The 19,748-nt window shown below is 55.0% G+C and carries 18 protein-coding genes and 1 pseudogene; 13 read left to right on the top strand and 6 right to left on the bottom strand.

Annotation, left to right across the window (positions count from 1 at the left end):
* Window positions 1-108 precede the first annotated feature (108 nt).
* The 3 genes from F3I20_RS01055 to hisP are packed head-to-tail and all read left to right on the top strand — an operon-like array spanning window position 109 to window position 2,289.
* The gene (locus tag F3I20_RS01055; RefSeq protein ID WP_150036971.1) at window positions 109-798 is read left to right on the top strand and encodes a histidine ABC transporter permease HisQ; all 690 of its coding nucleotides are present in this window, start codon (window positions 109-111) and stop codon (window positions 796-798) included.
* Entirely contained in the window at window positions 791-1,507 is a 717-nt protein-coding gene (locus F3I20_RS01050) for an ABC transporter permease (RefSeq protein WP_033733383.1), read from the top strand. Before F3I20_RS01055 ends, F3I20_RS01050 begins: the two co-directional genes overlap by 8 nt.
* 8 nt (window positions 1,508-1,515) lie before the next feature.
* The gene (hisP, locus tag F3I20_RS01045) at window positions 1,516-2,289 is read left to right on the top strand and encodes a histidine ABC transporter ATP-binding protein HisP (protein ID WP_150010568.1); all 774 of its coding nucleotides are present in this window, start codon (window positions 1,516-1,518) and stop codon (window positions 2,287-2,289) included.
* Window positions 2,290-2,369: 80 nt separating this feature from the next.
* On the opposite strand, the gene F3I20_RS01040 is transcribed toward hisP, so the two are convergent.
* Window positions 2,370-3,317, bottom strand: a complete 948-nt coding sequence (locus F3I20_RS01040; RefSeq protein ID WP_150036972.1) for a sugar-binding transcriptional regulator — start codon at window positions 3,315-3,317, stop codon at window positions 2,370-2,372.
* Between the two features lie 194 nt (window positions 3,318-3,511).
* On the opposite strand from F3I20_RS01040, the gene dalD reads away from it, so the two are divergent.
* The 3 genes and pseudogenes from dalD to F3I20_RS01025 all read left to right on the top strand — a co-directional run bounded on the left by dalD (window position 3,512) and on the right by F3I20_RS01025 (window position 7,679).
* A complete protein-coding gene (gene dalD, locus F3I20_RS01035; protein WP_150036973.1) occupies window positions 3,512-4,900 on the top strand; it encodes a D-arabinitol 4-dehydrogenase in 1,389 nt (462 codons plus the stop codon).
* A 2-nt stretch (window positions 4,901-4,902) separates the two neighbouring features.
* Window positions 4,903-6,371, top strand: a pseudogene (gene xylB / locus F3I20_RS01030) (xylulokinase).
* A gap of 27 nt (window positions 6,372-6,398) precedes the next feature.
* The gene (locus F3I20_RS01025) at window positions 6,399-7,679 is read left to right on the top strand and encodes an MFS transporter (RefSeq protein ID WP_150036974.1); all 1,281 of its coding nucleotides are present in this window, start codon (window positions 6,399-6,401) and stop codon (window positions 7,677-7,679) included.
* Between the two features lie 33 nt (window positions 7,680-7,712).
* Here the strand turns inward: F3I20_RS01025 and F3I20_RS01020 are convergent, their stop codons facing one another.
* Complete coding sequence (locus tag F3I20_RS01020) at window positions 7,713-8,609, bottom strand: TIGR01777 family oxidoreductase (protein ID WP_150036975.1); 897 nt, start codon at window positions 8,607-8,609, stop codon at window positions 7,713-7,715.
* Window positions 8,610-8,791: 182 nt separating this feature from the next.
* On the opposite strand from F3I20_RS01020, the gene yfcF reads away from it, so the two are divergent.
* Together yfcF and yfcD are read left to right on the top strand one after the other, a co-directional pair.
* Window positions 8,792-9,433, top strand: coding sequence for a glutathione transferase (gene yfcF / locus F3I20_RS01015; RefSeq protein WP_150010556.1), 642 nt, complete (start codon window positions 8,792-8,794; stop codon window positions 9,431-9,433).
* Window positions 9,434-9,541: 108 nt separating this feature from the next.
* Window positions 9,542-10,066, top strand: coding sequence for an NUDIX hydrolase YfcD (gene yfcD / locus F3I20_RS01010; RefSeq protein WP_003854255.1), 525 nt, complete (start codon window positions 9,542-9,544; stop codon window positions 10,064-10,066).
* Window positions 10,067-10,175: 109 nt separating this feature from the next.
* Here the strand turns inward: yfcD and pta are convergent, their stop codons facing one another.
* Together pta and ackA are read right to left on the bottom strand one after the other, a co-directional pair.
* Complete coding sequence (gene pta / locus F3I20_RS01005; protein ID WP_150036976.1) at window positions 10,176-12,320, bottom strand: phosphate acetyltransferase; 2,145 nt, start codon at window positions 12,318-12,320, stop codon at window positions 10,176-10,178.
* A gap of 71 nt (window positions 12,321-12,391) precedes the next feature.
* Window positions 12,392-13,594, bottom strand: coding sequence for an acetate kinase (gene ackA, locus F3I20_RS01000; protein WP_150010552.1), 1,203 nt, complete (start codon window positions 13,592-13,594; stop codon window positions 12,392-12,394).
* 337 nt (window positions 13,595-13,931) lie between these two features.
* On the opposite strand from ackA, the gene yfbV reads away from it, so the two are divergent.
* The 3 genes from yfbV to F3I20_RS00985 all read left to right on the top strand — a co-directional run bounded on the left by yfbV (window position 13,932) and on the right by F3I20_RS00985 (window position 15,698).
* Entirely contained in the window at window positions 13,932-14,384 is a 453-nt protein-coding gene (yfbV, locus tag F3I20_RS00995; protein WP_150010550.1) for a terminus macrodomain insulation protein YfbV, read from the top strand.
* 146 nt (window positions 14,385-14,530) lie between these two features.
* Window positions 14,531-15,025 carry a YfbU family protein gene (locus tag F3I20_RS00990; protein ID WP_033783734.1) on the top strand — a complete coding sequence of 165 codons (495 nt, stop codon included), beginning with the start codon at window positions 14,531-14,533 and terminating at the stop codon, window positions 15,023-15,025.
* Window positions 15,026-15,038: 13 nt separating this feature from the next.
* Entirely contained in the window at window positions 15,039-15,698 is a 660-nt protein-coding gene (locus F3I20_RS00985) for a sugar phosphatase (RefSeq protein WP_150036977.1), read from the top strand.
* Window positions 15,699-15,727: 29 nt separating this feature from the next.
* Here F3I20_RS00985 and yfbR read toward each other — a convergent pair whose 3' ends face one another.
* Window positions 15,728-16,327, bottom strand: a complete 600-nt coding sequence (yfbR, locus tag F3I20_RS00980; RefSeq protein WP_150036978.1) for a 5'-deoxynucleotidase — start codon at window positions 16,325-16,327, stop codon at window positions 15,728-15,730.
* Window positions 16,328-16,396: 69 nt separating this feature from the next.
* A complete protein-coding gene (locus tag F3I20_RS00975) occupies window positions 16,397-17,614 on the bottom strand; it encodes a pyridoxal phosphate-dependent aminotransferase (RefSeq protein WP_033733369.1) in 1,218 nt (405 codons plus the stop codon).
* A gap of 624 nt (window positions 17,615-18,238) precedes the next feature.
* On the opposite strand from F3I20_RS00975, the gene F3I20_RS23800 reads away from it, so the two are divergent.
* Both F3I20_RS23800 and lrhA read left to right on the top strand, forming a co-directional pair.
* Window positions 18,239-18,418: a hypothetical protein gene (locus F3I20_RS23800; RefSeq protein ID WP_150039725.1), complete on the top strand. Its 180-nt coding sequence runs from the start codon at window positions 18,239-18,241 to the stop codon at window positions 18,416-18,418.
* A gap of 160 nt (window positions 18,419-18,578) precedes the next feature.
* Window positions 18,579-19,502 carry a transcriptional regulator LrhA gene (gene lrhA, locus F3I20_RS00970; RefSeq protein WP_150010546.1) on the top strand — a complete coding sequence of 308 codons (924 nt, stop codon included), beginning with the start codon at window positions 18,579-18,581 and terminating at the stop codon, window positions 19,500-19,502.
* The last annotated feature ends 246 nt before the right edge of the window (window positions 19,503-19,748 follow it).

Genomic DNA, 19,748 nt, shown 5'->3' with positions numbered 1-19,748 from the left:
CTGCGCCCTGGCGGGCGGATGGCAGAGACGCCAGAGTGATAAAGCTAAACTGCCCGTCGATATCTGGCGGGCAGCGTTTTGTTTTCACCCCACGACAGGACCCTCTCGATGCTGTATGGCTATTCTGATGTAATTCTTCGGGGCACGCTGGTGACGCTTGAGCTGGCGCTCACCTCCGTCGTGCTGGCAGTGCTGCTGGGCCTGATTGGCGCAGGCGCGAAACTGTCTCGCAGCCGGCCACTGGCATTGATTTTTGAAGGCTACACCACGCTGATCCGTGGCGTGCCCGACCTTGTACTCATGCTGCTGATTTTCTACGGTCTGCAGATTGTCCTCAACCAGGTCACCGACGCACTGGGCATGGCGCAGTTTGATATCGACCCGATGGTTGCTGGTATCATCACGCTCGGCTTTATTTATGGTGCCTATTTCACCGAAACGTTCCGGGGTGCCTTTATGGCGGTGCCAAAAGGGCAGATTGAAGCGGCTACTGCGTTTGGCTTTACCGGTGCGCAGGTATTCCGCCGCATTCTGTTTCCGGCCATGATGCGCTACGCGCTGCCGGGCATCGGCAATAACTGGCAGGTGATCCTGAAAGCTACCGCGCTGGTCTCGCTGCTGGGACTGGAAGATGTGGTGAAGGCGACGCAGCTGGCCGGAAAAAGTACCTGGCAGCCGTTCTACTTCGCCATTGTCGCGGGTGCGATCTATCTGGTGTTCACCACGTTGTCGAATGGCGTGCTGTGGTGGCTGAACCGCCGCTATACGGTCGGTGTGAAGAGGGCGAGTTATGATTGAGATTATTCAGGAATACTGGAAATCGCTGCTCTGGACAGACGGTTATCGTTTTACCGGTGTTGCTATCACCCTGTGGCTGTTGATTCTCTCAGTCACCATTGGCGGTTGTCTGGCCATTCTGCTGGCGATAGCCCGCGTTTCGCCAAACCGGTTTATCAGCTTTCCGGTCTGGCTCTTTACCTACGTATTTCGCGGCACGCCGCTCTATGTACAGTTGCTGGTCTTCTACTCCGGCATGTACACGCTGGAAATTGTTAAAGGCACAGAACTGCTGAACGCCTTTTTCCGCAGCGGCCTGAACTGTACGTTGCTCGCGTTTACCCTGAATACCTGCGCTTACACCACGGAGATCTTTGCCGGGGCTATTCGCTCAGTACCACACGGTGAGATTGAGGCTGCGCGGGCTTACGGTTTCTCCACCTTTAAACTCTATCGCTGCATCATTCTGCCGTCGGCGCTGCGTACGGCGCTGCCAGCCTACAGCAACGAAGTGATTCTGATGTTGCACTCCACGGCGCTGGCCTTCACCGCGACGGTGCCGGATCTGCTGAAAATCGCGCGGGATATTAACTCCGCGACCTATCAGCCGTTCACCGCCTTCGGCCTGGCGGCGGTGTTATACCTGATTATCTCTTACGTGTTGATCAGCCTGTTCCGCCTGGCGGAGCGCCGCTGGCTGGCCCACGTGAAACCCTCTTCATCGCATTGAGTAGAACTATGGCTGACAATAAATTAAGCGTCACCGAATTGCATAAACGTTACGGTGAACATGAAGTGCTGAAAGGGGTCTCGTTAACTGCTAAAGCGGGCGATGTGATCAGTATTATTGGATCGTCCGGTTCAGGGAAAAGTACCTTTTTACGCTGCATTAACTTCCTCGAAAAACCGAGTGAAGGCACTATCGTAGTCAATAATCAACACATTACGCTGGTCCGTGACAAAGATGGTCAGTTGAAAGTCGCTGACAAAGAGCAGTTGCGCGCGTTGCGCACCAGTCTGACCATGGTGTTCCAGCACTTCAATCTCTGGAGCCACATGACGGTGCTGGAAAACGTGATGGAAGCGCCGATTCAGGTGCTGGGACTGAGCAAGACGGAAGCGCGTGAACGGGCGATCCGCTATCTCGATAAAGTGGGTATTGACGCACGGGCACAGGCGAAGTATCCGGTTCATCTCTCGGGTGGTCAGCAGCAGCGTGTGTCGATTGCGCGTGCGCTGGCCATGGAGCCGGAAGTGTTACTGTTTGATGAGCCGACCTCAGCGCTCGATCCGGAGCTGGTCGGTGAAGTGCTGCGCATCATGCAAAAGCTGGCGGAAGAAGGCAAAACTATGGTTGTAGTGACCCATGAGATGGAGTTCGCCCGTCACGTCTCAAATCACGTCATTTTCCTGCATCAGGGCAAAATCGAAGAGCAGGGACCGCCTGCGGAGCTGTTCGGCAGCCCGAAAAGCCCGCGTTTACAGCAGTTCCTCAAGGGATCGCTGAAGTAACGGATAGCGGGGCGGACAGGTGCCGGAAGCAGGGCACCGGCGTTACGTGCCCTGCGCCGGTACGCTGCCTGCCCGCTGCGTCACGTCTGCAGTAACTTCAGCGCCGTGTCCTCATCGGTCACCAGACCCGATACCCAGCCGCCCTGTAAGGCGGCCCGGATCGCCGAATACTTGCGTTCGCTACCGGCAAAGCCAATGATTTTGCGCTGTGTCTGACTTTCCAGATGCACGCTGGTCAGGAGTTCATCCGTTTCCCCCCACACACGTTCACCCTGCTGATTGAAAAAGTGACCGAGCATCTCACCTGCGACGCCACGCGCGTTCAGCGCCTCAACCTGCGCATCGGTAATAAATCCCTCAGCGTTCAGCGGACAGCCTGGCATCACTTCGCCAATCCCGACAAAGGCTACGTCTGCCCGTAAGGCGCGTTCGGTGACGCGCTGGTAGACCTTATGCTGCACCCACATCGCTTTATCCTCAGGCGTGTCGGCGTAGAGAGGGGCCGGGATAAAGAAATATTTGCCCTGCATCTTTTCGGCCATCTTCAGCGGGACATCATAGCGTGTCCCGGAATCATCCCGCGCGATGGCACCAATCATCGAAACGCAATGATGCTGCGGGCGATCCACCCAGGGTAACGCGTCGATAATAGAGCGTAAGGTTTTACCGGAACCAATACCAAAGACCTGTGGCGCTTCCTCACTGATGAACTGTGCCATCACCGCCGCCCCTTCGACGGCCAGCATTTGCTGAATGGCATCCTCGTTCAGACTGGCCGAGGGCACGACGCGACAGAGATCCAGACCAAACTTCTCCTGGACCTCACGCGCCAGCTGCAGACAGTGCGTGACGGGATGATCGATTTTTACGTTCACCATGCCCATTTCACGAGCACTGGATACCAGACGCTGCGCCACCTGGCGCGATAATCCCAGTGCCTGCGCAATCTCCTGCTGTGTCACGCCCGCAACGTAATACATCCACGCGGCACGCGCGGCCAGCTCCTGCTTTTTCTCTTCTCTGCTCATCACGCTGTTCCGTCGAATTCAGAGAGACATCTTAACGCGAGCCGGGCAAAAAGCGCTAACCGGGCAATAGCCCAATAAAAGAGCAAAAGTATTATTTGTGACAGGGCTCGCAGAAGGATCCGCGTGATGAACACTATGCTAACGGCTACCGGGCAAATGCCCCTTATCGTGGCAAATGTTTAATCGAGGCGATTATGACCAATCAATCCGTGTGGATGCATATCGGCGCAGGATCTTTTCATCGGGCACATCAGGCGTGGTATCTGCATCAGCTGCGTAAGCAGGGAGACGAAAGCTGGGGCATCGCGCTGGGCAATATCCGTCAGGACGCCGCGCCGCTGCTTGATCAGCTCGCGCGGCAGCAGGGCGAATATGTGCTGGAAACCGTGACGCCCGAAGGTGAGCGCGACTATGAGACCATCACGTCGCTGCGCAAAATTTTGCCCTGGGATAGCGACATCAGCGCGCTGATTGAGCAGGGCGCGCGTGCGGAAACGCGTGTGATTAGCTTCACCGTGACTGAAGCAGGCTACTACCTGACGCCCGCGTTTACGCTGGATCTCACTCAGGCGGACGTGAAGGCCGATCTGGGTGGCGATATCCGCACCCTCTACGGCGCACTCAGCCGCATTCTGACACAGCGAGTTGCCGAGGGCGGGGCACCGGTCACGCTGCTGAACTGCGACAATTTGCGTCACAATGGCGAGCGTTTTCGTGACGCCTTCCTGGCGTTTCTGACGGCCAAAGGCGATACCGCGCTGGCCGACTGGGTGCGTGCACAGACCCGCTCACCGAATACCATGGTTGATCGCATAACACCGCGACCCACCCCGCAGGTGGCCGAACGCGTGCAGGCGGCGACCGGCAGAGAGGATGGTGCGGCAGTGATGGCCGAATCTTTTATTCAGTGGGTCATTGAGGATGATTTCATTGCCGGACGCCCGGCACTGGAAAAGGTGGGCGTCGAGCTGGTGGAATCGGTGCTGCCGTGGGAAGAGGCGAAAATTCGCATCCTCAATGCGACCCATGCTGCGATTGCCTGGGCGGGCACGCTGATTGGGCTGAACTATATCGATGAGAGCACCCGTCATCCGGCCATTTATCAACTGGCGCACGACTACGTGACCCAGGATGTCATTCCCTCACTTTCACCCAGCCCGCTCGATCTGGCGGATTATCGCGATGTGGTGCTGGCCCGCTTCAGTAATCCCTATATTCAGGACACCAATCAGCGCGTCGGTGCCGATGGCTTGTCCAAAATTCCCGGCATGGTGACGCCAACCCTGCAGGCATGTTATCAGCGCGGCGTGCAGCCGGCCGCAACGGCGGTGATTCCGGCACTCTTCTTCCTGTTTATGCAGCGCTGGGCCAGTGACGACTTACCCTATCCCTATCAGGATGGTGCGCTCCAGGCCGAAACGCTGCATAAACAGTTTGCCAGCGCCGATCCGCTCCGTGCGTTCCTGAGCGATCGTGCGCTGTTTGCGGAACTGGCGTCCGATAAGGCGTTTCTTGAGCTGGTGACGCGCCAGGTGGCGAGTCTGCAGCAGTGGCTGAAGCAGCCTGAACTGGCGGCGGTGTAATCATGTATCTCGGTATTGATATCGGCACCTCAGAGCTTAAAGCGCTGATCGTGAACACGCAGGGTGAGATTGTGGCGTCTCAGCACGCCACGCTCAGCGTGCAGCGTCCATATCCTCACTGGGCAGAACAGGATCCTGAACGCTGGTGGCAAGCCTGCTGTGAGGTTCTGGCGGAATTGCGTCATCAGTCTCCTCAGGCCTGGGCTGAGATTCGCGCGATAGGATTGTCCGGTCAGATGCACGGGGCCGTGCTGCTGGATGCCGGGGGCAGGGTGCTGCGTCCATGTCTCCTGTGGAACGACACGCGCAGCGCACCACAGTGTGAAAGGCTGGCAAAGCACCATCCCCGGATGATAGCGATCAGCGGCAATATGATTATGCCTGGCTTCACTGCACCGAAGCTCTGCTGGGTTGCGGAACATGAGCCAGAGATCTTCAGCCGTATCGATAAGGTGTTGCTGCCGAAAGATTACCTGCGCTGGCGTCTGACCGGGCGCTTTGTCACTGAGCCTTCGGATGCTGCCGGAACGCTGTGGCTCGACGTGTCCCGGCGTGACTGGTCGGATGAACTGCTGGCCATCACCGGACTGACGCGTGCCGCCATGCCTGAGCTGGTGGAAGGCAGTGCTGTAAGTGGACATCTGCAGCCGACACTGGCGAGCGAGTGGGGCTTGTCCACCTCAGTCACGGTTGCAGGCGGCGGCGGGGACAATGCCGCGTCGGCTGTCGGGGTAGGCGCGGTGAACGCCGGGGATGCTTTTATCTCACTGGGGACGTCCGGGGTGATTTTTGTCGTCAATGACCGCTTGCAGGCGGACCCGCAATCCGGGGTGCACGCCTTTTGCCATGCGCTACCGGGCCGCTGGCATCAGATGAGTGTGATGCTCAGCGCCGCCAGTTGTCTGCGCTGGCTGTGCAATCTGCTGTCAGTGAGTGAAAGCCAGCTGATGGAGGAGATGGCTCAGCTCAGTGACGAACAGCTGCGCAGTGCCCCGATTTTTCTGCCCTATCTCTCCGGGGAGCGCACCCCTCACAACGATCCTGACGCCTCTGGCGCTTTCTTCAATCTCGCCATGAAACGCCGCGCGCCCTGCTGGGCTATGCGGTGATTGAAGGCGTGGCATTCGGACTGGCTGATGGGGCAGAGGTGCTTGGCGAGGCCCGGCACCCCATTCAGCAATACAGCCTCACTGGTGGGGGAGCACGCAGCACGCTGTGGGCGCAATTGATTGCCGATGTGCTGCAACTGCCGGTTGTTACCCACCCGGCCAGCGCCTCTGGCGCGCTGGGGGCGGCACGTCTGGCGTGGCTGGCTGATGGCGGTGCTGAGCATGAGGTGTGTCTGAAGCCGCCAGTCCAGGCGCGCTATCAACCGGACGACGCTCGCGGAGCCGTGCTGCAACAGCGGCTGCGTCTGTTCCGGGAACTCTACATCCAGCAGCAACAGGTGCGTAACCTGCTGCCTGCCTGACGACTAACCAAACAGAAGGTGATTGTGATGCAATCGAACGAATACTGGTTTGGCTTACCGAAAAAGATGTTCTGGGGCTTCCTCGCTATCGCCATCTTTATGGCGGGTGATGGCTTTGAAATGGCGTTTCTGTCGCGCCATATCACTGACATGGGCTTTTCGCCCGCGCAGTCTGCCGTCGTGTTCACCTTCTATGGTCTGGCAGCCGCGCTGGCAGCCTGGGCATCGGGCGTGGTCGCCGAGCTGATCACGCCGCAGCGCGCGATGATGATTGGCTTTGTGCTGTGGATCGTCATGCATGCCCTGTTTATGTCACTTGGGCTTGGACTGCGTAACTATCCCCTCATGGTGCTGTTTTACGGCATTCGCGGGCTGGCTTATCCGCTGTTTATCTACTCTTTCATGATGATGCTGGTGCAGGTCTTACCGCGCGAGAAACTGGCGGCGGCGACCGGCTGGTTCTGGGCGATGTATTCAATCGGCATTGGCGTGGTGGGCAGCTATCTGCCCAGTCTGACCATTCCGATGCTGGGGGAGACCGGAACGCTGTGGCTGGCCATCATCTGGGTAGCCTGTGGTGGGATTCTTGCCTGGTTCAGCCTGCGCAACGTGCCGGTAGATCGTTCCCGCGTGAATCTGCCGATGCGCGACAAGATGACAGAGATGTCGCGTGCCGTGACCATCCTGTTCACCAATCAGCATGTCTTTTATGCCTGCCTGATTCGCATCATCAACACGCTGTCGCTGTTTGGTTTCGCCATTATCATGCCACTGCTGTTTGTCGACCGTCTCGGCTTTACCCTCTCTGAGTGGCTACAGATCTGGGCGGTGTTCTTCTTTGTTACCATCTTTACGAATATCTTCTGGGGCCTCACCGGTGAGAAGCTGGGCTGGATCCGTCAGGTACGCTGGTTTGGTTGCCTGGGAATGGCTATCTCCAGCCTGACCTTCTATTACCTGCCGCTGTATGCGGGGCATAATTTCTGGGTGGCATTAATTCCTGCGGTCATGCTGGGGATCTTTGTCGCCGCGTTTGTGCCGATGACCGCCGTCTTTCCGACGCTGGAGCCGCATCACAAAGGGGCAGCGGTCTCGATTTACAATCTCTCCGCGGGACTCAGTAACTTTGTGGCACCGGCTATCGCCTCCGTCATGCTGCCATTCTTCGACATCGTCGGAGTGGTATGGGCCTACACCGCGCTGTATGTATTCGCTGACGTATTGACCTTCATTATCCGCGTGCCACAACCGGGGCACACGCGGGAAGAGAAGGCGATGCAGTCGCGGGTCGCCGGACAGCGTAGCTAATTACCCCTGCGGCGGCCCCGGGCCGCTGCAGGGTTATCCTGCGACATCCTGCAAGGCTTCCTGCAAATCGTACCAGCGGAAGCCGAAACCAGAGGCTTCCAGCCGCTTTGGCAGCACATGCTGTCCTCCCAGCACCAGTACCGACGACTCCCCCATCATCAGCTTAATGGCGCTGGTGGGCGTACGCATAAAGGCCGGGCGATGCATCACCCGCCCCAGCGTGGCGGCAAACTGCTCATTGCGCACCGCGTAAGGGGCCACCATGTTGAACGGGCCGTGCAGATCCTCATGATCCAGCAGCCAGAGAATCGCGTTGACCATGTCATCAATATGGATCCATGGCATATACTGTTTGCCACTGCCGATCGGCCCGCCCGCGCCAAACTTAAACGGCAGTTTCATTTTACTGAGTGCGCCGCCTTCACGAGCCAGCACCACGCCGGTGCGTATCAGGCAGACGCGGGTACGTTCACTCGCGGCGCTGAGCGCCAGCTGCTCCCAGCGGGCGCAGAGCTGATGGGTAAACTCATCATGGCCCTCATCCTCTTCAGTCAGCACCAGATCGCCGGTATTGCCATAGAAGCCGGTTGCCGAACCAGAAATCAGGACGGCGGGTGGCGTTGCACTGGCATTAATCAGTGAGGCAATCTGCTCGGTGATCTGCCAGCGGCTTTCGCATAGCTGCTGTTTATGCGGCTCCGTCCAGCGCTTGTCGGCGATGGGTTCGCCCGCCAGATTAATCACCGCATCGATGTTATTCAGGTTTGTCTGTTGCGCCAGACCTGACCAGAGTGCGACGTTCTCGCCCAGTTTTTCACGCGCGCTGACCACGTCACGGGTCACCACGCTTATCTGATGCCCCAGCTGTTGCAGGCGCGGGATCAGGTGACGACCAATCAGTCCCGTGCCACCGGTAATAAGAATGTGCATGTTGCGGCTCCCTTTGTGTTTTTGTTATGTGCTCCTTTCAGCATAGAAGAGCGGAGCCACTCTGAAGTGCGTCGCGTCGCGCTTTGTTATTCCGGCGTGAGAGATCGGAGCAGCTCAGCGTTGCCTTCGCAAAAAAAAATCGGTAAACATGATGCAACCCTGACAGCCAATTGAGGTAACCGATGAAGTATCCGTCCATCACCCTGTGGTCAGATTCATCATTTTTCAGTCCTTACGCTATGTCTGCCTATGTTGCTCTTACCGAAAAAGGGATCCCATTCCAGCTGAAACGTGTCGATCTGTCGCAGAATCAGCAACACGCCGCAGCATACCGCGAGCTGTCGCTGACCTGCCGCGTGCCGACTCTGCAGATTGATGACTTCCTGTTAAGCGAATCCTCGGCGATTACGGAATATCTCGAAGAGCGTTTTCCGGCACCCGAATTTGAACGCCTCTATCCACGTGACCGTGAGAAGCGCGCCCGTGCCAGAGAGATTCAGGCCTGGCTGCGCAGCGACTTCCTGTGGATCCGTCAGGAGCGTCCGACAGAAGTGCTGTTTGCCGGTGAACGTTTTGCGCCACTGACTGCGTCAGCGCAGCAGGCGGTGGATAAACTGGTTACCGCTGTCGATCGTCTGCTGCCTGAGGGGCAACAGAACCTGTTTGGTGAGTGGTCCATCGCGGATACCGATCTGGCAGTCATGCTTAACCGGCTGGTATTACATGGCGATCCTTTGCCCACCCGTCTGCGGCATTATGCTGAGTTTCAGTGGCAGCGAGCCTCGGTACAACTGTGGTTAGCAGAAAGTGGTAAAAATCGGTAACAGCCAGAGCTTGCTCAGGCTGTCGGAAGTGATTACCTTACGCCACATAAAAATAACGACGTGGCAAACTGCGTACTTAACTGTACGCCAAACAGGAAAGGGTTACTGATGGTGGATCAAACTGCGGGTGACGGCATCGAGTGGGTCGATATCGTAAACGAAGAGAATGAAGTCGTTGCTCAGGCGACACGTGCGCAGATGCGTGCTCAGTGCCTGCGTCACCGCGCCACCTATATTGTGGTTCATGACGGTATGGGCAAGATTCTGGTACAGCGTCGCACCGAGATAAAAGATTTTATGCCGGGCAAACTGGACGCAACCGCGGGCGGCGTGGTGCAGAGCGGTGAAGATATGCTGGAATCTGCGCGACGTGAAGCAGAAGAGGAGTTAGGGATCGCCGCGGTGCCGTTTGCTGAACATGGCAAATTCTACTTCGAAGATCAGCACTGTCGTGTCTGGGGCGGACTGTTCAGTTGTGTATCACACGGGCCATTCGCCATGCAGGAATCGGAAGTCGATGAGATTATCTGGATGACGCCCGATGAGATCACTGCACGTTGTGATGAGTTCACCGACGATTCGCTGAAAGCGCTCTCCCTGTGGATGAGCCGCAACGGCGATAACCGGGCCTGAAAACAGGCGCTTTAATTCAGGTTATTCATCCGCATCAGACCGGGCCGCTTTGTTACCGGCGAAAAAAAGGCATGCTCCGGGGCATGCCTTTTTCGTTATGACCAGCCGTTTAGCCTTCAGCCTGCTGGGACTGAATCGCCGTCAGGGCGATGGTATAGACGATGTCATCCACCAGCGCACCGCGAGACAGGTCATTGACCGGCTTACGCATCCCCTGCAGCATCGGTCCGATGGAAATCAGATCGGCTGAACGCTGTACTGCTTTGTAGGTGGTGTTACCGGTATTGAGATCCGGGAAGATAAACACAGTAGCGCGCCCGGCAACCTGAGAATTCGGCGCTTTGGATTTCGCCACATCTTCCATGATCGCCGCGTCATACTGTAACGGACCATCGATCACCAGATCAGGCCGTTTCTCCTGCGCAATACGCGTGGCTTCACGCACTTTTTCCACGTCGCTGCCCGCACCTGATGTACCGGTAGAGTAGGAGATCATCGCCACACGCGGATCGATACCAAAGGCTTTGGCTGAATCGGCGGACTGAATCGCGATTTCGGCCAGCTGCTCAGCGGTAGGGTCCGGGTTAATCGCACAGTCGCCGTAAACCAGCACCTGCTCCGGCAGCAGCATAAAGAACACCGAGGATACCAGTGAGCTGTTAGGCGCGGTTTTGATCAACTGCAGCGGCGGACGAATGGTGTTGGCGGTGGTATGAACCGCACCTGACACCAGGCCATCCACTTCGCCGCTCTCCAGCATCATGGTGCCGAGTACCACGTTATCTTCCAGCTGCTCCTGCGCGACCACTTCGGTCATGCCTTTGCTCTTACGCAACTCAACCAGACGCGGCACGTAGTTTTCACGAACCTGTTCCGGGTCAACAATCTCAACGCCTTTGCCCAGTTCAACACCCTGAGCCGCAGCGACACGCTGAATCTCCTCCGGGTTGCCTAACAGTACGCAGGTGGCGATGCCGCGTTCAGCACAGATAGCGGCCGCTTTAACCGTACGCGGCTCATCACCCTCTGGCAGCACCACGCGTTTGCCCGCTTTACGCGCCAGCTCGGTAAGCTGATAGCGGAAGGCAGGTGGTGACAGTCGACGGCTGCGCTCAGATGTGGCGGTCAGTGACTCAATCCAGTCAGCGTTGATGTAGCTGGCGACATATTCCTGCACTTTCTCGATGCGCTGCGTGTCATCAGCAGGCACTTCAAGATTAAAGCTCTGCAGGCTCAGGGAGGTCTGCCAGGTATTGGTTTTCACCATAAATACCGGCAGGCCGGTCTGGAAGGCACGGTCGCAGAGACGGGCAATGCGGTCGTCAATCTCGTAGTTACCGGTCAGCAGAATAGCGCCAATCTCAATGCCGTTCATCGCGGCCAGACAGGCGGCGACCAGCACATCCGGGCGGTCTGCGGAGGTGACCAGCAGAGAGCCAGGACGGAAATGTTCCAGCATGTGCGGGATACTGCGGGCGCAGAAGGTTACAGATTTCACCCGGCGGGTCTGAATCTCACCTTCGTTGATGATGCGCGCATCCAGGTGGCGGCACATATCAATGGCGCGGGTCGCAATCAGATCAAAGCTCCACGGCACGCAGCCCAGCACCGGCAACGGACTGTCTGAGAAAAGCTGCTTAGGATCGATATTGGCAATACTGGCTTTTGAGGAGTCATCAAAGATTTCTGACAGGTCAGGGCGGGTACGTCCCTGATCGTCAACCGGCGCGTTGAGTTTGTTGATGATCACGCCCGTAATGTTTTTATTCTTCTGACCGCCGAAGCTGCTCTGGGTCAGCTCAATACGCTCTTTCAACTGGGCCGGTGAGTCGTTACCCAGCGCCATCACAAAGACGATCTCGGCATTCAGCGTTTTGGCGATTTCATAGTTCAGTGCGTTGGCGAACTGATGCTTACGGGTTGGAACCAGACCTTCAACCAACACCACTTCCGCATCCTGGGTGTTGGCATGGTAACGGGAGATGATCTCTTCCATCAGCACATCCTGCTGGTTGGAGCCCAGCAGTGACTCAACACGCGACATCTGCAGCGGCTCTGCGGCAGGAATCGAGGAGTTCTTACGGATGATGGTGGTGGTTTGATCCGGAGTGTCGCCGCCAGCACGTGGCTGAGCAATCGGCTTAAAGACGCTAAGGCGAACACCTTTGCGCTCCATGGCGCGGATAACGCCCAGGCTGACGCTGGTCAGGCCGACGCTGGTGCCGGTCGGAATGAGCATAATTGTACGTGACACGTTTGAACCTCTCAGTAGTGGCAGGGTGTCAAAAACAACTCCGTCAGCCTGAGCTGACGGAGAAAACGATTTTACGCAGTCAGACGCGCGGCGTCCTGGGCGATGACCAGCTCTTCGTTGGTCGGAATCACCAGCGCCGGGCGGGTGCCTTCTTTATTGATGTAGCCTGACTTGCCGAAGCGGGCCGCCAGGTTGCGCTCGTGGTCGACGTCAAAGCCCAGCAGTGCCAGTTTTTTCAGTGAAAGTTCACGAACCATCGCGGCGTTTTCACCGATGCCGCCAGTGAACACGACGGCGTCAAGACGACCTTCCATCAGCGCGCTGTAGCTGCCGATATATTTCGCCAGGCGATGACAGAAGACATCCATTGCGCGCTTCGCATCTTCTTTGGTGGTGTAGTTATCTTCTACGTAGCGACAGTCGCTGGTGACTTCGGTCAGACCTAACAGGCCAGACTCTTTGGTCAGCAGTTTATTGATGGCATCAACGCTCATACCCAGCGTATCGTGCAGGAAGAAGATGATCGCCGGATCGATGTCGCCACTGCGGGTTCCCATCACCAGACCTTCCAGCGGAGTCAGGCCCATTGAGGTGTCTACGCACTCGCCATTACGAATGGCAGAAACTGAACCACCATTACCGAGGTGACAGGTGATAATGTTCAGTGACTCAAGCGGCTTATTAAGCATTTTGGCGGCTTCGTGAGTCACATAGAAATGGCTGGTGCCATGCGCGCCATAGCGACGAACGCCATGCTCTTTATATAATTTATACGGCAGCGCATAGAGATAAGACTCTTCCGGCATTGTCTGATGGAAAGCCGTGTCGAATACCGCGACATTCTTGTCTGACAGGTGGGGGAAGTTTTTCATCGCTTCATCAATACCGATCAGATGAGCCGGGTTGTGCAGCGGTGCAAAAGAAGAGGCGTCTTTGATGCCCTGTATCACGTCTTCAGTAATGATGACTGACTGAGTCAGCTTCTCGCCGCCATGAACGATACGATGGCCGATTGCAGCAATTTGTGCCGAAAGCTCAGGTTTTTGTGCCAGAATGGTTTTAACAATAAAGTTCAGCGCTTCGCTATGCGCTGCGCCAGCACCCAAAGGCGCTTCCTGTTTTTCGCCTTCCAGCTTCCATTTGATGCGGGCCTCAGGAAGGTGGAAACATTCCGCCAGGCCTGACAGGAACTCTTCACCGCTGGCAGGGTTGAGAATGGCAAACTTCAGGGAAGAGCTGCCACAGTTCAGAACCAGAACTAACTTACTCGACATGGAAGTACCTATTTTTTGAGAGTGGCTAAATAAAACGCAATCAGACTAACAGCGTAGCCCATGAAAGCTGGTAGATTAATGACAAACATCATGCGGTAGACAGAAAACTGTATTTCCGCAAAAAATTTCAGCAATCTTACGCGAAAATTTGAAGATTGCCTTGTCGAAACTTGGCTCAGGCCTCTTCCCAACGGCGCATCCCGCTTGCGGAAAGGTGTTAAAACGGCGTCAGAATAGCTGGAGTCATCTTTAAAGACAAAAATAATTGAAGGATGTTACGTAAAGTTGTGTGGTTATAACTATTTTTTAATCTTTGCAGTATTAGTTGAGGTGAGCCATGGCGAATGAATCCGGCAGTACCAATTGGTTTCGGCTGTTTCAGCGCGGCCAGCACTATATGAAGACCTGGCCCGCTGATAAGCGCCTGGCCCCGGTTTTCCCGGAAAACCGCGTTTCATCGGCAACGCGTTTCGCCATTCGCTTTATGCCACCTCTGGCGATTTTTACGCTGACATGGCAGATCGCGATGGGCGGTCAGTTAGGTCCGGCCGTAGCAACGGCACTGTTTGCCTGTAGCCTGCCGATGCAGGGACTATGGTGGCTGGGTAAGCGTTCAGTGACGCCGTTGCCGCCGACGCTGCTTAATTGGTTTCATGAAGTGCGTGCCCGGCTGGAAGAAGCGGGGCAGGCGATAGCACCGGTAGAAGGCAAGCCGACCTATCAGGCGCTGGCCGACCTGCTTAAGCGGGCGTTTAAACAACTCGACCGCACCTTCCTCGACGATCTCTGACCGATACCCGGGCTGGCGGTAAAATAGTTACCGCTAACCTGCGGCTAAATCAAAGAAAGGCGATACGGCGATTTCCGTGTCGCTAACGCTGTGCAATCATTTCTCCATTGTCGATTAACTGAGCGGTCTCTGACCGGGAGTGAATGATGGAAATGACCCATGCGCAGCGTCTGATTCTTACTAACCAGTACAAAATCATGGCCATGCTTGAGCCGGAAAATGCTGAACGTTTTCGCCGTTACCAGACCATTATCGAACGCGGTTATGCGCTGCAGATGCGCGAGCTGGATAAAGAGTTTGGCGAACTCAGCGAAGCGATCTGCCGGACGGTGATCGATATTATGGAGATGCATCATGCGCTCCACGTTTCCTGGTCAAACCTGAAAGATAAAGGTCAGCTGGAAGAGCGCCGTCTCGCCTTTCTGGGCTTTGATGCGGCAACGGAAGCACGCCTGCTGGGCTACGTCCGTTTTATGGTCAATACCGAAGGGCGTTATACCCACTTCGATTCCGGCACCCATGGTTTTAACGCACAGACTCCAATGTGGGAAAAGTATCAACGCATGTTAGCTTTGTGGCAGACTTGTCCGCGCCAGTACCATTTAAGTGCAAACGAAATTGCGCAAGTGATTAATGCCTGATGAGGAGGAGTGCGTGACCTACAGAGGTTTTCTATTTGATTTAGACGGCACGCTGGTCGATTCACTGCCAGCGGTTGAACGAGCCTGGAGCCAGTGGGGAGCCCGTCATGGTATCGCCGCTGACGAGATCCTGGATTTCATCCATGGCAAACAGGCGATTACCTCTCTGCGTCATTTCATGGCAGGCCAGTCGGAAGAGGCTATTCAGGCTGAGTTTGTCGCGCTTGAGCAGGCTGAAGCGGCAGACACCGACGGTGTGCAGGCGCTGCCAGGTGCCAGAGCGCTGCTGAACCGGCTGAACGCGCTGCAGATCCCCTGGGCCATTGTCACCTCCGGTTCGGTGCCGGTTGCGCATGCCCGACATAAAGCTGCAGGCTTGCCGAAACCTGCGGTGTTTATTACTGCCGAGCAGGTTGCTAAAGGCAAACCTGAGCCCGATCCTTATCTGCTGGGGGCGGAGAAGCTGGGGTTAGCGGCGACGTCATGTGTGGTGGCAGAAGATGCACCCGCGGGTATTTTGTCTGGCCTGAACGCGGGCTGTACGGTAATTGCTATCAATCCTCCGGCGGAGACGCCGCGACTGGATGACGTGGCGCTTCGGCTCGAATCACTGGCGTCGCTGGTGGTCACTCGTGAGTCTGATGGCAGCTTTACCTTCAGTCAGCAGGCTTAAAGATTAGCCCGGCGGCCAGACCGTCGGGCTTACAGTGGCGTATCCTGCGAGATTTCATCCAGCGACAGGCTGAAGCTCGGAATGAACACCTCAACGAAGTAATCCATCTCTGGTGAGCGCCGCTGCGCTAAGGTCTTTTCCAGCCGCGCTTTGGCCAGCAGGAATTCGTTGTTGCCGGCAGACAGCTCCTCAAGACATTTTACATAGGCACAGAGCGCATCCGCCTGTTTCACCACGGCCTGCTCCTCTTCGCTATGCAGATGCTCGTCGATCAACGGGCGATAGATCGTCTGAAACTCTTCCGGCAACATCTCAATCAGCTTCTGCTGCGCAATTTTCTCGATTTTTTTATATTCATGAGCAATTTGTGCGTTGTAATACTTGACCGGCGTTGGCAGGTCGCCGGTCAGCACTTCGCTGGCGTCATGATAAAGCGCCAGCATGGCGATGCGGTCGGCGTTAAGCGAGCCGCTGAATTTGAGATTTTTGATGACGGCCAGCGCGTGCGCCACCATGGCGACCTGCAGACTGTGTTCAGACACGTTTTCGGTGCGCACGTTGCGCATCAGCGGCCAGCGATTGATCAGCTTGAGACGGGAGAGATGGGCGAAGAAGTGACTTTGAGTCATGCGCGTTCCTGTTAGCAGGCAGGGGAGAGACAGGCTCTCCCCAAATAGCGTCAGTATACGCGGGCGTGACTACTGGCGATAGCCTTGCAGGAAGCGTCCAAATTTATTAATCGCCATCTCCAGATCATCCACACGAGGCAGCGTAACAATGCGCAGGTGATCGGGCCACGGCCAGTTGAAAGCGCTGCCTTGTACCAGCAGTACCTTCTCCTGAAGCAGAAAATCCAGCACCATTTTTTGATCGTCAAAAATATTGAATTTTTTGGCGTCAATTTTCGGAAACATGTAGAGCGCGCCCTGCGGCTTTACACAGCTGACACCGGGAATATCGTTGATCAATTCCCAGGCACGCTGGCGCTGCTCATAAAGACGACCGCCAGGCATGATAAATTCGCTGATGCTCTGGTAGCCGCCCAGCGCCGTCTGAATAGCATGCTGGGCCGGTACGTTGGCACACAGGCGCATCGACGCCAGCATCTCCAGCCCTTCAATGTAGCCTTTCGCATGTTTCTTCGGGCCGTTCAGTACCATCCAGCCCTGACGGAAACCGGCTACACGATAGGTTTTGGAAAGGCCATTGAAAGTCACGGTCAGCAGATCGGGGGCCAGGGCAGCGATACAATGATGCTGCGCCTCGTCATAAAGGATCTTGTCGTAGATCTCATCAGCAAAAATGATCAGGTTGTGCTGACGCGCAATTTCAACCACCTCTAACAGCAGTTCTTTGCTGTAGACCGCGCCGGTCGGGTTATTTGGATTGATAATCACGATACCGCGGGTACGCGGTGTTATCTTGCTGCGGATATCATCCAGGTCAGGGAACCAGCCTGCTGACTCATCACAAAGATAGTGCACCGCTTTTCCGCTGGAGAGGGAAACCGCAGCCGTCCACAATGGATAGTCAGGTGCTGGCACCAGCATTTCGTCGCCGCTGTTCAGTAACGCCTGCATCGCCTGCACGATGAGTTCTGAAACGCCGTTGCCAATGTAGATATCTTCTACCGTGACATCACGCATATCGCGCGCCTGATAGTGCTGCATGATCGCTTTACGGGCGGAATAGAGACCCTTGGAGTCGCAATAGCCCTGAGCACTGGGAAGATTACGAATAACATCGACCAGAATTTCGTCTGGTGCTTCGAAACCGAACGGCGCCGGATTGCCGATGTTGAGCTTAAGAACTTTATTGCCTTCTTCTTCGAGGCGTTTCGCCTCTTTCAGTACCGGGCCACGGATGTCATAGCAGACGTTATCGAGTTTTCCGGATTTATCTATTTGAAAAGTCATTGTTACCGCCTTAACGGGCAGAATCCTTTTTGGCTGCCACTGAAATCGAACCAGCACAATGTACTCTCCTGCCGGTCACAAATGAAGGGTGACACCCCGTTTTGGCGGGTTCGACAACTTTTCAGACGGTGAGTAGCGTAAAAAATATTTACCGAGGCTTGAGGTGGTTGATAAAACCAAAAACAATGCATATGGAAATATTTTAATCTACCCAAAGGGGGTGCTGAGACAACATATGGCTCTGGTATTGTGAAATGCTATATGAACGTTATGGAAAGAGCGCTTTTCTTTGCCCCTGAAATATACACTTAGGTAAATAGTTAAATGATATTTTATAAATGTTCACTTTATGGACAATTTTGTAATTCGTGCAACGTCTACGCCTTAACGCTGCTTAAGAGTGGCCTGTTTAAGGTCTTGTGATCGCCGGAAAAGTACCAAATGAAGAGGTATTTCTGGTGCGCTTTTATCAGCATTGTGAGCAGTACTTAACACTTCTTCACTAAATTTCGGAACGCTGAAGGCTTAAAAAGTGATCAATAATATGGCATAAGGGTCCGGAAATGCCTTTAGCACAAAATTTACAGCGCTTTTCACAAAATCATTTCCATTTTGAAGTCAAAAATGATTAAGTATAATTTATTATTTAATGCACATAGCCGCTTCGTCTTGCTGGCCTGTAAAGTGCGATTTTTATCCCGCCCCAATGTTTCTGGTGGGAATAAGACAACTACGCAGCTTCCTGCATTTGCGCATCCCAGCGCCATCGGTTCAGAAGTTGTATCTGTCTTTGCAGCACCGTGACCCGTTTAGTTGAGTCAGCAGTGCCGGTTCCGGATGAAATTTTTTTATGTCAGTCTTCACACAGGGCTGTCATTAAGCACCATTACCGCTTATCACTTTGATAAGCTTGTAATAACACCAGGGTAGTAGTTCGTAAAAATCTTATAAGTGAAGAAAAAACATGACTAATGCAAATCGTCCGATACTCAATCTCGACCTCGATCTGCTGAGAACTTTCGTTGCCGTTGCGGATTTGAATACCTTTGCAGCGGCCGCTGCAGCGGTCTGCAGAACCCAGTCAGCAGTCAGTCAGCAGATGCAGCGTCTGGAACAATTGGTAGGTAAAGAGCTGTTTGCCAGACATGGACGTAATAAGCTGTTAACAGAGCACGGGATCCAGCTTTTAGGCTATGCCAGAAAAATCCTTCGTTTCAATGACGAAGCCTGCACCTCACTGATGTACAGTAATATTCAGGGTGTGCTGACCATTGGTGCCTCTGATGACACCTCTGACACTATTCTGCCTTTCCTGTTAAACCGGGTAACCTCGGTTTATCCGAAACTGGCAATCGATGTTCGGGTTAAACGTAATCCATTTATGATGGAAATGCTCAATCAGGGTGAAGTGGACCTGGTTGTGACGACCTCTAGCCCGGGCAACTTTACCTATCAGGTCCTGCGTACTTCACCTACCTTGTGGTACTGCGCAGCGGATTATATCTTCCAGCGCGGCGAAGCCATTCCATTGGTGCTGCTGGATGAGCCAAGTCCTTACCGCGATATGGCCATTGATCATCTTAATGAAGCGGGCATCCCGTGGCGCATCTCCTACGTCGCTTCCACACTGGCTGCAGTGCGAGCCGCAGTGAAAGCGGGACTGGGCGTAACTGCGCGTCCGGTAGAGATGATGAGTCCGGAACTGCGCGTGATGGGAGCGGCGGAAGGCCTGCCGGTTCTGCCAGATACGCAATATCTGCTGTGCCGCAATCCTGACAGCGATAATGAGCTGGCACTGGCTATCTTCAACGCCATGCAGTCCACCAATGATCCGTATAATCTGAGCAACAATCCAGAAGGTACATTGCTGCTGGATGACGAAGAGTAATTTCGCTAACGTGTTGTCCTCAACACCGGCGTGGTTGCCTTAACAAACGCTTATAAATAGGCCCCTCATTCCCTGAACAGAACGAGAGGCTTTTTTATGTCTGACCCTCTTCATACTTTTTCCGCTGCCACTCTTCCTGATGTAAAACCCTCACTGTATTTCACTTACCACGAAACTGAAATCTGCCAACCGATTTAATGAACCATCTGTTCCGGATTACAGTTTGAGGTGAAGAAATTTAACGCA

Origin of the sequence: Candidatus Pantoea gossypiicola (assembly GCF_008632075.1) — a bacterium.
Classification (GTDB): Bacteria; Pseudomonadota; Gammaproteobacteria; order Enterobacterales; family Enterobacteriaceae; genus Pantoea; species Pantoea gossypiicola.
This window is presented reverse-complemented; position numbering and strand designations above follow the sequence as displayed.

Bases quoted from the DNA above. Each gene is read 5' to 3' on its own strand.
- F3I20_RS01055 (WP_150036971.1), top strand. From the start codon at position 109: ATGCTGTATGGCTATTCTGATGTAATTCTTCGGGGCACGCTGGTGACG.
- F3I20_RS01050 (WP_033733383.1), top strand. From the start codon at position 791: ATGATTGAGATTATTCAGGAATACTGGAAATCGCTGCTCTGGACAGAC.
- hisP (WP_150010568.1), top strand. From the start codon at position 1,516: ATGGCTGACAATAAATTAAGCGTCACCGAATTGCATAAACGTTACGGT.
- F3I20_RS01040 (WP_150036972.1), bottom strand. From the start codon at position 3,317: ATGAGCAGAGAAGAGAAAAAGCAGGAGCTGGCCGCGCGTGCCGCGTGG.
- dalD (WP_150036973.1), top strand. From the start codon at position 3,512: ATGACCAATCAATCCGTGTGGATGCATATCGGCGCAGGATCTTTTCAT.
- F3I20_RS01025 (WP_150036974.1), top strand. From the start codon at position 6,399: ATGCAATCGAACGAATACTGGTTTGGCTTACCGAAAAAGATGTTCTGG.
- F3I20_RS01020 (WP_150036975.1), bottom strand. From the start codon at position 8,609: ATGCACATTCTTATTACCGGTGGCACGGGACTGATTGGTCGTCACCTG.
- yfcF (WP_150010556.1), top strand. From the start codon at position 8,792: ATGAAGTATCCGTCCATCACCCTGTGGTCAGATTCATCATTTTTCAGT.
- yfcD (WP_003854255.1), top strand. From the start codon at position 9,542: ATGGTGGATCAAACTGCGGGTGACGGCATCGAGTGGGTCGATATCGTA.
- ackA (WP_150010552.1), bottom strand. From the start codon at position 13,594: ATGTCGAGTAAGTTAGTTCTGGTTCTGAACTGTGGCAGCTCTTCCCTG.
- yfbV (WP_150010550.1), top strand. From the start codon at position 13,932: ATGGCGAATGAATCCGGCAGTACCAATTGGTTTCGGCTGTTTCAGCGC.
- F3I20_RS00990 (WP_033783734.1), top strand. From the start codon at position 14,531: ATGGAAATGACCCATGCGCAGCGTCTGATTCTTACTAACCAGTACAAA.
- yfbR (WP_150036978.1), bottom strand. From the start codon at position 16,327: ATGACTCAAAGTCACTTCTTCGCCCATCTCTCCCGTCTCAAGCTGATC.
- F3I20_RS00975 (WP_033733369.1), bottom strand. From the start codon at position 17,614: ATGACTTTTCAAATAGATAAATCCGGAAAACTCGATAACGTCTGCTAT.
- F3I20_RS23800 (WP_150039725.1), top strand. From the start codon at position 18,239: ATGATTAAGTATAATTTATTATTTAATGCACATAGCCGCTTCGTCTTG.
- lrhA (WP_150010546.1), top strand. From the start codon at position 18,579: ATGACTAATGCAAATCGTCCGATACTCAATCTCGACCTCGATCTGCTG.